Genomic DNA, 12743 nt, shown 5'->3' on the forward strand with positions numbered 1-12743 from the left:
TCAGGCTCCGATCGTGACGGGATTCGGGGTGGCGCGGCCACGTGGGAAGCAAGCGACTCCCAGCCCCACGACCAGCGCTACCGTGATGGGCGCGGCCCACTGCAGAATGGGGTACTCCCCGGTGGGGTTGAAGATCTCGGCTCGTGGCCATGACAGGTTGATCACCATCAGCGCGCCGTACACAACCGCGGCGATGTTGACCGGAACTCCCCAGATGCCCAGGGAGAAAAGCTTTTTGCCTTCGGCGTCGAACTTGGGGCCGACTGCCGTGCGAGGCCATCCCTTGAGACGCTGAACTAGCAGCGGCACGGTCACCATGAGGTAGGCCAAGTAGATCAAGATGATGCATACGCTGGACAGGGTTGCGAAAATTGCCGAGTTGCCCACGTTGACGGCCAGGACGGCAATGCAGACCAGACCGATGAGGACGGACGGCGCGATAGGTGTTCCGGTGCGGGGGTTGACCTTTGCCAGTACCTGCGAGGCAGGAAGCCGCCCGTCGCGGGCCATGGAGAACATCAGCCGTGAAGCAGCAGTCTGAATGGCCAAGGTGCACACGAACACTGCGATCGAGACGTCGATCAACAAGACCGTGCCCCACGGCGAACTCAGAATAGAGGTCAGTACGTACGGCAAACCTTCCGTGGCCAGGCGTCCGTCGGTGAGTGAGGGCGCTGCCATCAACGCGCCGAGGATCATCAAGCCGCCGCCGAGTGCGGAAGCGGAGAGTGCAAGGCGGATCGTACGAGGTGCGACGCGTCGGGGGTTGCGGGTCTCCTCGGCCAGTTCGCCTGCCGAACCGAAGCCGACCATGACGTAGGCAGCCATCAGTCCGGACATGATCCACGCCCAGGCGTATCCGGGCTGACCGCCGGCACTGCCGGTGTCGAAGACGACGTCCGGTCCGCGCTGAGCGTGGGTGAAGAACATCCCGATCACCGCGATGACACCGACGATTTCGCAGGTCACGCCGATGTTGTTGATACGCGACATCCAGTTGACGCCGATGCAGTTGATGAAGGTGGTCAGAACCAGAAGTACCGAACCGAGCAGCACGGCATTGGCAGCACCGCTCGAGGAGGTGAGTGCACTGTCCTCACCGATGATCTGGAACCCGCTCCACACATTGGGGAGCACGACCTGCAAGGCGATCGCGGCGGCGGACGCGGTGACGATCTGAGCGAGAATCATGAACCAACCGGCGAACCAGCCGACGATTTCACCACCCATCCGCCGCGACCACTGGTAGATGGCGCCCGAAATCGGATATCTGGCAGCAAGTTCCGCGAAGTTGAGAGCAACCATGAACTGACCGATGAAGACGACGGGCCAGGTCCAGAAGAACGCCGGACCCGCGAAACCGAAACCGAGGCCGAACAATTGGAAGATCGTGGTCAGGATGGAAACGAAGGAGAAGCCCGCGGCGAACGACGCGAACTTTCCCAGCGATCGATGCAGCTGCTGCTCGTAGCCGAACTCCGCGAGGTCACCGTCGTCGTGAGGCGAAGAGGCGAGTGCGGATGCGGTGGTGGGCTGCGCAGCCGGGGTGGTTGCACTCAACGGCGTACTCCTTCGGCGAAGCGATTCAGGGGCGAATAACTGTCGATTGATAGTTTTCGCGAAATCCACTCGCCGCAGGTGACGCCCGCGTATACGATTCGCCTGATTCTGTAACAGGCTCGTTGAGTACGTTTCGAGCACGTGACCGAATGCTCACAGCGACGGCCACCCCGCATGTAAGGCCAGAGCCTGCCACTATGGAAGGCGTGACCAACGCCGGCCCCGGACGACCCCGCCTGACCGCTCGCCGACGCCCGGGTGGGACTGCCCGGGCGGAGATCTTGGATGCAGCCGCTGAACTGTTCACCACCCGAGGCTTCGCCGCGACGTCGACACGCCACATCGCCGAAGCAGTCGGAATGCGTCAGGCGTCGCTGTACAACCATTTCGCCACCAAGGACGACATCCTGGTTGCACTGCTCGCCGACACCGTGACTCCGGCGCTCGACTTCGCGGAGAATCTCAGGCCACTCGGCACCTCACCCGAGGTGAAGCTGTACGCGCTTTCGTACATCGACGCGGCCCAACTGATCACCGGACGGTGGAACCTCGGCGTCCTCTATCTCTTACCGGAACTGAGAAGCGACAGGTTCATGTCGTTCCGAGCCGATCGCGATCGGCTTCGCGAGCAATACCGGGCCCTCGCCCAGGCAGTGCTCGACGCGATTGACGATCCAGCATCAACTCACCTGGCCGAGCTTCCGTTTCGCCTGGTGGAAAGCGTGATCAGCGCGCGAGCCGACGCACTCGAAGGCACCCCGATCCCCAACGCCGCCGTCATCGCCGGGTCGGCACTGCACATTCTGGGGTGGCGCCAGGATCTTGATCCCATCCACACGGAAGCGGCAGAGCTAATTGCGAACGCAGAAACGCCGAAATTGTCCGGGGCTGCATCAGCTCCGGACAATTTCGACGCAATGAGGACCTAAACGGCCACGAGACTAGACCGAGAGGGACTGTCCCGGGAAGATCAGGTTGATGTTCGGGACCTGGCTGGCGAGGTTCTCGAGCGAGATGCCGTGTGCAGCAGCGATCTTCGACAGGGTGTCGCCTGCCTTGACCACGTAGTTGCCGCTTCCGGTGCTTGCTGCCGGAGCCGACTCGACGGAAGCCTCAGCGGTGACGGGGGCTGCTGCGGCCTCGTAGTTCCCTGCGGTGGTGCCGGTGGTCAGGTACTGACCGCAGACGGGCCATGCGCCGACGCCCTGGCCTGCGAGAACGTTCTCGGCGACACGGATCTGCTCAGACTGGCTGGCGTTGGCAGCGTTGCCCGATCCACCGAACGCGTTCCAGGTGCTCTGCGTGAACTGCAGTCCGCCGTAGAAGCCGTTTCCGGTGTTGGCGGCCCAGTTACCGGAGGACTCGCAGTTTGCGACTCCGGACCAGTCGTGGCCGGCTGCCGAAGCGGTGCCGGTGCTCATGGCGAGCGGGATTGCGACGACTGCGCCTGCGGTTGCAACTGCGCCGAGGGCGCGCTTGAAGGTGATGCTGGTCATTGGGTAAATCCTCTCCGCTACCGCGGACGAGGTCGGCCCGGACGCTTTCACGTCTCGTCGATCGACTCGCCTGTTTCACTCCTGCCCCGCGAAGGTTTCGGGAGTACCGGACCCGCGGGGCAGAAGCACGCAGTTGCGGGTCGGTGTTTGCCCGGTAGTTTCGGGCTGTCAACGACCGTAGGCGATGGTCACGGATTGGTCACGGGGCAGTTTTCCGGCGCTGCCGTACCAGATTCAGTCGAGATTCAAAGAATAACCACAGGTCAACTAGTTGATTCGAGCTTCAACCATACCGATCGTTATCCGTCCGTTATGTGGCAACCGTCACTGCGATTTTGTGACCCACCGCACCGAAACGGGCGTGTCGGAACGCAAAACAGCCCCATTCAAATGTTAAGAGAGTCCTGGCAACGAGCAAAAACCAACCGCCCCAATCATTATGGAGAATGAACTGGTGATCGTCGCAGTAGAAGGACCCAGCGCCGCCGGCAAGACCACCTGGTGCCGAACCCAACTCGGTGGACAAACCGCAGCGGAAGGATTCGTCGCCGAGTATCAGCCCACGCGGCGCGAGCCGGACGGCACGGATCTCGACGTCCAGGCAAGTTACTGGGCAACGGTCAATTCGAAGCGATGGTCGCAAGCGGAAGAACTCGAATCGAGAACCGGGATCGCGCTCTGCGACAGCGACCCGCTGAAACTGCACTACAGCTGGTGTCTCGCCGCGGTGGGCGCCGCACCTCGGGAGCGATTCGAGTACGAGCTCGAGGCAGTCGAGACGGCTTTTACGCGCCTCGAACTGGGTCTCGCGGATCTGACCGTCATCTCGATACCGTCACCGAAGCAACTTCGGCTGCAGCGCGAAGGAGACCCCAGCCGCCGACGACGGCATTTCGAGCTTCACGCGGCGCTCGCCGAGCCGCTCACCCACTGGTACTCGGCGGTGGACAGGGTGGATCCAGGTCGCGTTCTGTGGGGCTTCCCGACACTGCTCGATCTTTCGCGCTGTCCCCCACCTCGATCGGATCGCAGCGATCCGGGCCTCCTGCGCGCGATGCTCAACGAGTTGCCGCCACTCCCCAGATAGCAAGCGGCTACTCGATCTCAGCGCGCTCGTTCGACCCTGGCCTCGTCCCACACCGGAGACTCGCTCTCGTACACGTTCCCGTCCGATCCGAATACCAGGAACCTGTCGAACCCGCGCGCGAACCAACGATCGTGGGTTACCGAGATGACGGTGCCGGCAAACTGTGCGATGCCCTGTTCGAGCGCGTCAGCCGAATGAAGGTCGAGGTTGTCGGTCGGCTCGTCGAGCAGCAACATCGTGGCGCCGGAAAGCTCGAGGAGCAGAATCTGCAGGCGCGCCTGCTGTCCGCCGGACAGGTCGTCGTACTTCTGTTCGGCTGCTTGGGACAATCCGTAACGGTCGAGCGCGCGGCTCGCCGCTTCACGCCCCATTCCGTTTCGGTGTTCGTCGCCCATGTGCAGGATCTCGAGCAGCGTGTTCCCGGTCAGATCAGGCCTGGAATGGGTCTGCGCAAACAATCCGGGACGTACCCGGGCACCCAGCGTCGCAGTACCCCCGTGCTCGACCGGCGCGATGTCGAGCGCCTCGACGGGCAGATGCTCGGTCCCCGGATCGGTCCCACCACCCGCCAAGAGACGAAGGAAATGTGACTTCCCGGATCCATTGGAGCCCAGCACGGCAACCCGATCTCCGTACCAGATCTCGGTGTCGAAAGGCTTCATCAATCCGGTCAGCTCGAGATCCTGACATACCAACGCGCGCTTGGCGGTTCGCCCGCCCGCCAGCCGAACTGTCACCTTCTGCTGAAGTGGAATCGCTTCGGGTGGCCCTGCCTCCTCGAACTTCGCCAACCTGGTTTGCGAGGCGTGATACCGCGCAGCGACGCCGTCGTTGAACTTGGCCTTTTCACGCAATCGCAGAACCAGGGCACGCAGTTTCGCGTGCTCCTCGTCCCAGCGTCGACGCAGTTCTTCGAATCGAGCGTTGCGATCCTCGCGGGCCTGGTGGTAGCTGGCCAGCCCAGCGCCGTGGGTCCACGACGTTGCGCCGCTGATTCCGGGCTCGAGCGTCACGATGTGGGTGGCCGCGTTGGCGATCAGTTCGCGGTCGTGGCTGACGAACAAAACCACTTTCGACGATTCCGAGATCGTCTTTTCCAGCCATCGCTTGCCCGGAACATCGAGGTAGTTGTCCGGCTCGTCCAGCAGGAGTGCGTCGTCGGGCCCAGCGAACAGTGCTTCGAGAACCAACCGTTTCTGCTCGCCACCGCTGAGCGAGTTGGCCGCGCGCCACTTCGCACGGTCATAAGGAACACCGAGAGCCGCGGTAGTGACCTTGTCCCAGAAGTCTTCGGTCTCGTAGCCGCCCACATCGGCCCAATCGGCCAGCGCATGCGAATACTTCATTTGAGTTGATTCCTCGTCGCGCTCGATCATCGCGTTTTCTGCCGTATCGAGCGCCAGTGCTGCATCCCGGATCCGCGCCGGAGAGACGGACAACAAAAGATCGCGCACGGTGGACTCGTCGCGAACCTGGCCGACGAATTGCCGCATCACGCCCAGTGTTCCGGATCGAGTGACAGCTCCCTCGTCAGCGACGGCGTCTCCGGCGACAATCCGAAGCAATGTCGTCTTACCAGTCCCGTTGGGCCCGATCAGTGCAGTTTTTGCACCGTTTCCGACCCGAAAGCTGACACCGCTGAGCAGTTGTCGACCATCAGGAAGGAAGTAGTCGACGTCGGCGATGTTGAGGTGGGTCACGCTCTCAAGGGAACCCTACCCACGGCGATCTGCCAAACCATTATTCCTGCCTTCGGTGTCGAGTTCACGACCGTTATGGGATCGTCCGACCGCATCGAGCGCGGCCAGATATCCGAAAACCATTGCGGGACCGATAGTTGCACCTGGACCGGCATAGGTATGACCCATGACCGGCGAGCTGGTATTACCTGCTGCGTAGAGCCCGTCGATGACCGAACCGTCGGCGCGCAACGCTCGCGCGCGAGCGTCCGTGTTGATGCCGCCCTTGGTCCCCAGGTCTCCGGGCACCATCTTCGCGGCATAGAACGGACCCTTCGTGAGTTCTCCGAGGCTGGGGTTGGGCTTGTTGGTGCAGTCGCCGTAGTAGTGGTCGTATCTGCTTGTCCCACGGCCGAAGTCGCGATCGACTCCGTCGCGCGCGTGACTGTTGAATCGTGTGATGGTCGCGGACAGCGCATCGCCCGGCACTCCGATCTCGGCAGCGAGTTCGGCAATCGATCCAGCTCGCACGATCGCACCCGATTCGATCCACGACCGAGGTATCGGCCTGCGCGCCGGCACTCCCGCGAACAGGTAACGGTCACGGTACGTCTGATCGAAGATCAGCCAAGCGGGGATGTTTTCAGCGGGTCCTTCACCTCGGCCGTACTTTCCGCCGAACATGGCGTGCGCGGCTTCGACGTAGGGAAGCGACTCGTTCATGAAGCGCTGACCGCTGGCGTTGACCATCAGGCTTCGAGGCAACGAGCGTTCCGCCAAGGCGAACCACGGGCCTTTGGGCAGCGGAATCGACGGGGCCCACCACGCGTCGTCCATGTACGAAATTGCCGCGTCGACGCGTAGAGCTGCACGGATACCGTCTCCGGTATTGGTCGGTGCCCCGAGAGTCCACTGCGCACTACTCGGCCGGCGCTGATACTCGCCTCGCATGTCGTCGTTGTTGTCGAACCCGCCGCACGCGAGGATGACACCGCATCGAGCGTGCATGGTTCTCTGCACTCCCCCGGACTCGAGTCGCGCACCCACGACACGATCATTGTCGGTAACCAAATCCACAAGCCTCGTTCCGAGCTCGACCGTCACTCCGGCGTCCCGAACTCCGAGCATCAGTTCCGCCATGAGCGCCGGCCCGAGCCCGATCAGCTTCTTCTTCCGAGCTTTTGCGACCAGGGATCTCATGCCCACCCGAAGCATTCGCACCGGCCCCCGCCAATGCCGAACCCCCGTGCTCAGCCAACGGTAATCAGATTGTTGGACAACCATGTTGAGCGGCACCTTCATGTACGGCGGATGAAGGGTCGCGAGATCGTCGCCCAGAGCTCGCGCGTCGAACGGGCGCGGCTCGCACGAGCGGCCGCTTGCAAGTCCGCCGGGTGCCTCGGGAAAGTAGTCGGAGTAACCCTTCACCCATTCGAGCTCGAGTGCAGAGTGCCGAATCAGGAAATCGAGGGCTTCCGGGCCTCGATCGATATACGTGTCGATGCGGTCGGTGTCTGCATCCTCTCCGACAATGCTCTTCAGATATGTTCGCGCAGAGTCGATATCATCCGCCGGCGCCTCGTGGCGAAGTATCGAGTTTCCCGGAATCCACACTCCGCCCCCGGACCGGGACGACGAACCGCCCCAGTACTCCGACTTCTCCACGAGAATTGTCGAGAGTCCGTTGCGGGCTGCAGTGATGGCTGCGGACATGCCGGCAGCCCCCGATCCCACAACGATCACATCCACCACTGGCACATCCACTACCGAGCGCTCGGAGTTTCGAGAGTTCTCGTTCATCACTGGTCACGACCTTTCGTGTCATCGTCATCCTGCGTGCGCCACCGGGATCCCTGAACCGCGTCGAGTGCCCCCTCGACGCACACGGGAAGTGATGCCCCACGCTTCTGGGGGTTACGTATCCATTGCCGATAGCCGAACTCCGCCGCCGCCAACATCAAGTGAACGAGTAGTCCTGGTCGGCTGTCATTTTCAGGATCGAGTTGCATTCGTTGTGCCACCAACTCCACCAACCGATCACGATGCTCGGGCGCGATCAGCGCGACTCGATCCATCAGGTGCGGCGCGGTGCGGAACGCTGCTCGCCACTGATCGATCTCCGCGGACTCGAAAGCATTGGAACGCTCGAGGATTGCCCGCGAGATCGCAAGATCAGCCGACTCAGCTGCCGGGCGATCCTCGAGCAGTGTCACGATCCCGGCACCGCCCTGCCTGACCGGGTCCAACAGCAGATCCTCTTTGTTACGAACGTGCCGGAAGTACGTACTCGCCGACACCCCCGCTGCTGCCGCAATCTGCTCGGTGGTCACATCCTCGAAACCGTCACGCGCGAACAGATCGAATGCCGCACGTTGAATGTCTGCTCGCACCTGCAACCGTTGTCTCTCCCGTAGTGACATCAGCAACGTCCTCCCGCCTCGGCCGAGATCCGGCCATTCTCGATAATGCGAGTCTCACCTATTGTGACAGTCACTGTCAATATCCAATTCTCTGTCAGATATCAGCAGACCCCGGCATTTCGTTGACAGGGCATTCGATGCCACGACAAGCTTCGAAGATGAAACGATGGTTCGCGGCGGGCTTCGGAACGGCGATCGTCTCGCGATCACTTCTGCGCAAAGCACTCATCTTCAAGTTCCGACGCGACGTCCGTGCACTCAATTCCGGCAACTACCGGCCGCTGTTGAATTCCTATCACCACCACGCGGTGCTCAGATTCGCCGAGGGTGATCATCGGTGGGCAGGAGTGCATGCCGGACGGGACCAAATCGAGACGTTTCTCCAGGAATTTGTCGACGCGGGGCTTCAAGGCGCGGTCACCGAAGCGCATTTCGGTGGTCCGCTCTGGCGCATGACACTGCTCGTCCGATTCGACGACCGAGCCCTAGGCCCGGACGGCGCCGTCATCTATCAAAATCGAACAGTGCTTCTCGTTCGAACCAAGTGGGGAAGAATCGTCGAGCAGGAGGACTACTACGAGGACACCGCCAGAATCGGTGACTTCGACAGACGGCTCCGCGAAATCGAAGCCGGACGAGCCTGTGGCACAGTCGCGGAATGACGGACGTCAGGATTGACCGCCACCGGAAACTATCAGCATTCCTGTCTTCCCAGAACGATGTCGAACTGGCCCGACTGGTCGACACCGCTCGAGTCTCGAGCGTAGGCGTGGGCGGCGCCGCAGGACTCGTCGGTGTCTGCGAAAACGGGTTCGACAGCGTTCCGGTATTCACCAAACGCATCCCACTGACCGAACAGGAACTCGCCGACGTGGGCTCTACTTCCAACCATTTCGACTTGCCGACGTTCTGCCAGTACGGCATTGGGGGCCCGAGCTTCAACGCCTGGCGAGAGCTGGCCGCGAACGTCATGGTCACCGAGGCCGTTCTGGCCGGCGAAACACAGTCGTTCCCAATGCTTTACCACTGGCGGGTGCTGCCCGGTCGATCGCCGGTTGCACCCGAACACGCCGACATCGCTTCCGTTCCCACCGCCTGCGCCAGTAGTGAAGCGCGGGTCCGCCTCGAAGCACTCGCCACTGCGCCGTGCAGCCTCGTACTGTTCTGCGAGTACATCGCACACCCGATCTCGGATTGGCTGCAAGACAACCCGGCCGCCAAAGCTGCCGAAGTCGAGCGACAGTTTTCGGAGATCGTGGCGTTCTTACGCGATCGACAGTTGCTGCACATGGACGGACATTTCGGCAACATGCGCACCGATATGGAGCGGATCTATCTCACCGACTTCGGACTGGCCACATCCCCACACTTCGACCTGTCGACTACCGAACATGACTTCGTCCGGCGCCATGCCACCCATGACGCCGACTACGCCGCCATGCTTCTGGTCAACTGGCTGGTCACCGAGGTCTGCGGAGTGCCGAGACCGAAATACGGCGGACCAGTCGCCCGCAACCAGTACGTACGACGATGCGCCACAGGTCATGTCCCAGGTGATGTGGCACCGGAGGTGGCCGCGATCTTGACCCGGCACGCGCCCGCCGCTGCGAGAATGAACGACTTCTACTGGCGATTGTTCGACGGCGACTTCGACGCGCCCTACCCTCATGCCGCGGCAGTTCCGACTTCCGGTCGAGGACAGGGTTTTCCCTGAACTGCCGTCTCCACATCTCAGGGTCCATGTCATCCTCCGGACCGATGTGCTGGTCAGCGCCGTAGGGCACAGTTCTCCTCATGATTGAACTGAGGGGATTGACCAAGGTTTACGGACCGACGAAAGCGGTGGACGATTTGTCGTTCACGGTCAAGCCGGGCATCGTGACGGGCTTTCTGGGCCCCAACGGTGCGGGTAAGTCGACGACGATGCGGATGATCCTGGGTTTGGATCAGCCGACGTCGGGTGCGGCGTTGATCGACGGCAAGCCGTACCGCGAGCTCAAGACGCCGCTGCGGACGGTGGGCGCGTTGTTGGATGCGAAGTGGGTGCATCCCAATCGCAGTGCGCGGGCGCATCTGCAGTGGATGGCTGCTTCGAACGGGATCCCGAAGTCCCGCGTGGACGAGGTGCTCGGGTTGGTCGGGTTGTCCGAGGTGGCGGGCAAGAAGGCCGGCGGGTTCTCGTTGGGTATGTCGCAGCGTCTCGGGTTGGCGGGTGCGTTGTTGGGTGATCCGAAGGTGTTGTTGTTCGACGAGCCGGTCAACGGTCTCGATCCGGAGGGCATCGTCTGGATTCGTAAGTTCATGCAGCGGTTGGCGGCCGAGGGTCGCACGGTGCTGGTGTCGAGTCACCTTCTCTCGGAGATGGCGTTGACGGCGGAGCAGTTGGTGGTGATCGGTCGGGGACGGTTGATTTCGGATTCGACGGTCGCGGAGTTCGTGGATCGCTCGTCGGAGTCGACGGTGCGCGTGCGCAGCCCACAATTGGACGCTCTCCATGCCGCATTGACTGCCCACGGACTGACTGTCCGCGAAGAGCATTCAGGATCGGAGCCGGTGTTGGTGGTCGTGGATTCGACCACTGATGCGATCGGCAGTCTGGCTGGTTCGCAGGGAATCGTGTTGCACGAGTTGGCGTCTGTGCAGGGATCGCTCGAGGATGCGTTCATGAAGTTGACCGGAGACGATGTCCAGTACCACGCATCCGGTATCGATCCGGGTGCCGGAGCCCACCACACAAACACACAGCACGCTATGGGAGGTGCACTGTAATGGCTGTTCTCAGTGCTGAACGTATCAAGATCACCACGACCAAGTCGCCGCTGTGGTGCACGATCACAATCATCGTCCTAGGGTTGGGCGTCGCCTGGATGATCGGGCGTTCGTCGAGTTCGAGCATTCAGGCGTACAACGACGAAGCCGCATCAGGAACTCCTGATTTCGAGAAGTTCCTCCCCACGTTCAATGAAGCGGGACTGGGAGTTTCCGGCTTCGGCGTCATGGTCCTGATGATCATGGCGGCCCTCGCGATTACCAGCGAATACCGCTTCGGCATCATCCGCACCACCTTCCAGGCCATCCCGAGCCGGGCTTCGGTCCTGATCGCCAAAGCCGGCCTGATCGGCGCCTTCGGCGCGGCGCTGTCTTTCGTTCTCATGCTCGGCGCGGTATTCATCACCAAAGCTGCTGCAGGCTCTGAAGGTTCCACCAATCTGGCACTCGACAACGCCGATGCCTGGCGCGCCGTCTACGGCGTACCGATCTTCGCCTTCCTCTGCGTTGTCCTTGCCATCGCCGTCGGAGCACTCCTCCGGCAATCTGCCGGCGCTATTGCATTGCTCCTGCTCTGGCCGCTGCTCATCGAGAGCCTGTTCGGCATGTTCGGATCCTTCGGTAGAAACGTCACACCGTTCCTCCCGTTCGCCAACGCCGACCACTTCCTCTCTTCGGGTTCGAGCACCAATTTCCATTGGGGCCCTTGGGGAAGCCTGTTCTACTTCGCAGCATTTGTGCTGGTGGTTTTCGGAATCAGCATCGCCGTCGTCAACAAGCGCGACGCCTGACCTAACACCAAGACTGGTCGTACCGGAGATGTTCCGGTGCGGCCAGTTTCTTGTTGCCACAACCGCGGTCAATAGAAGTTAGGATAGGCTCACTTCCATCTGATTCGGCAACGAACTGAGGCAACGGACAGCGATGCAGACTCTGACAACCCAGACTATTTCCACTCCGGGCACCGAAATGCGTGTGTGGCGCACGCCGGCGCTCGATCGGAAATGCGTGGTCTTTCTGCATGGCGCCGGAGTTGATCATCGAATGTTCGACGACCAGGTCGCGGAACTCGCGGGCGCCTATTCCCTGGTGCTGCCCGACCTACGCGGTCAAGGGCTGTCGATTCTCGAGGAAGGCCACCGCGCCACTCTCGACACTGTGATCGACGACGTGAAGGTCATGCTCGACTCGCTCGGAATCGATCGCGCAAGCATCGTCGGACACTCGTTCGGCGGAAACATCGCGCAGGAGTTCACCCATCGTCATGCGAATCGAGTAGACAAGCTCGTCATGATCGGCAGCCCTGGCCAGCACCGGGAAATGAGTGGAGCCGCTGCCTCGGCGATCAAAATCGGCACGCATTTGTATCGACGGATTCCGTGGGGTCCCTTTGCCTTTTACAGTGGCCGGTGGTCGAGTCGAAATCCCGCAACTCGCAGGTACGTTGCAGACTGCATGCTGGCCGCCGGACGGCAGACCTGGCTGGATCTGGGAACAAGCGGGTTCGCGTCACTCTGCCCGGTGGATACGGCACCCCGAAAGGAGACCCTCCTGATGCGGGGAGAGGTCGACATGCCGCGCCAACTCGATCGAATCTACGACGCCCTGAGCGATCAACTACCGGACCTGACTCGCCGGGTGGTGATCACCGGCGTCGGACATCAATGCACACAGGACAATCCGGAAGAGGTCAACCGCGCGCTGGTCGAGTTCTTGGCAGACTGACCTCACG

The 12743-nt window shown here is 61.7% G+C and carries 12 protein-coding genes; 7 read left to right on the forward strand and 5 right to left on the reverse strand.

Annotated features, from left to right (window positions below; all coding sequences use genetic code 11):
- Complete coding sequence (locus CPI83_RS15310; protein ID WP_042951823.1) at positions 1 to 1560, reverse strand: amino acid permease; 1560 nt, start codon at positions 1558 to 1560, stop codon at positions 1 to 3.
- Positions 1561 to 1757: 197 nt separating this feature from the next.
- On the opposite strand from CPI83_RS15310, the gene CPI83_RS15315 reads away from it, so the two are divergent.
- Positions 1758 to 2489 carry a TetR/AcrR family transcriptional regulator gene (locus tag CPI83_RS15315; protein ID WP_020969550.1) on the forward strand — a complete coding sequence of 244 codons (732 nt, stop codon included), beginning with the start codon at positions 1758 to 1760 and terminating at the stop codon, positions 2487 to 2489.
- 12 nt (positions 2490 to 2501) lie between these two features.
- Here CPI83_RS15315 and CPI83_RS15320 read toward each other — a convergent pair whose 3' ends face one another.
- Positions 2502 to 3056: a transglycosylase family protein gene (locus CPI83_RS15320; protein ID WP_019748325.1), complete on the reverse strand. Its 555-nt coding sequence runs from the start codon at positions 3054 to 3056 to the stop codon at positions 2502 to 2504.
- 439 nt (positions 3057 to 3495) lie between these two features.
- Here CPI83_RS15320 and CPI83_RS15325 point away from each other — a divergent pair, with 439 nt between their 5' ends.
- Positions 3496 to 4143, forward strand: a complete 648-nt coding sequence (locus CPI83_RS15325; protein ID WP_097387389.1) for a hypothetical protein — start codon at positions 3496 to 3498, stop codon at positions 4141 to 4143.
- Positions 4144 to 4160: 17 nt separating this feature from the next.
- On the opposite strand, the gene CPI83_RS15330 is transcribed toward CPI83_RS15325, so the two are convergent.
- Genes CPI83_RS15330 through CPI83_RS15340 form a run of 3 tightly spaced genes read right to left on the reverse strand, consistent with a single transcriptional unit; the run spans position 4161 to position 8242 of the window.
- Positions 4161 to 5843: an ATP-binding cassette domain-containing protein gene (locus CPI83_RS15330; protein WP_020969548.1), complete on the reverse strand. Its 1683-nt coding sequence runs from the start codon at positions 5841 to 5843 to the stop codon at positions 4161 to 4163.
- 15 nt (positions 5844 to 5858) lie between these two features.
- Entirely contained in the window at positions 5859 to 7622 is a 1764-nt protein-coding gene (gene kstD / locus CPI83_RS15335; RefSeq protein WP_097387390.1) for a 3-oxosteroid 1-dehydrogenase, read from the reverse strand.
- A complete protein-coding gene (locus tag CPI83_RS15340) occupies positions 7622 to 8242 on the reverse strand; it encodes a TetR/AcrR family transcriptional regulator (protein ID WP_232816754.1) in 621 nt (206 codons plus the stop codon). Before CPI83_RS15340 ends, kstD begins: the two co-directional genes overlap by 1 nt.
- Positions 8243 to 8400: 158 nt before the next feature.
- Between CPI83_RS15340 and CPI83_RS31225 the strand changes: the two genes are divergently transcribed.
- From CPI83_RS31225 to CPI83_RS15365, 5 genes are all read left to right on the forward strand, one after another.
- The gene (locus CPI83_RS31225) at positions 8401 to 8904 is read left to right on the forward strand and encodes a hypothetical protein (RefSeq protein WP_232816755.1); all 504 of its coding nucleotides are present in this window, start codon (positions 8401 to 8403) and stop codon (positions 8902 to 8904) included.
- Positions 8901 to 9956, forward strand: a complete 1056-nt coding sequence (locus tag CPI83_RS15350; protein WP_084325901.1) for a serine/threonine protein phosphatase — start codon at positions 8901 to 8903, stop codon at positions 9954 to 9956. Before CPI83_RS31225 ends, CPI83_RS15350 begins: the two co-directional genes overlap by 4 nt.
- A gap of 80 nt (positions 9957 to 10036) precedes the next feature.
- A complete protein-coding gene (locus CPI83_RS15355; RefSeq protein ID WP_097387392.1) occupies positions 10037 to 11011 on the forward strand; it encodes an ATP-binding cassette domain-containing protein in 975 nt (324 codons plus the stop codon).
- A complete protein-coding gene (locus CPI83_RS15360) occupies positions 11011 to 11802 on the forward strand; it encodes an ABC transporter permease (RefSeq protein WP_019748317.1) in 792 nt (263 codons plus the stop codon). The genes CPI83_RS15355 and CPI83_RS15360 overlap by 1 nt, the downstream gene beginning before the upstream one ends.
- Before the next feature lie 133 nt (positions 11803 to 11935).
- Positions 11936 to 12736: an alpha/beta hydrolase gene (locus CPI83_RS15365; protein WP_080910860.1), complete on the forward strand. Its 801-nt coding sequence runs from the start codon at positions 11936 to 11938 to the stop codon at positions 12734 to 12736.
- Positions 12737 to 12743 lie beyond the last annotated feature (7 nt).

The sequence above is a fragment of the Rhodococcus sp. H-CA8f genome (assembly GCF_002501585.1).
In the GTDB taxonomy this organism is placed as follows: domain Bacteria; phylum Actinomycetota; class Actinomycetes; order Mycobacteriales; family Mycobacteriaceae; genus Rhodococcus_F; species Rhodococcus_F erythropolis.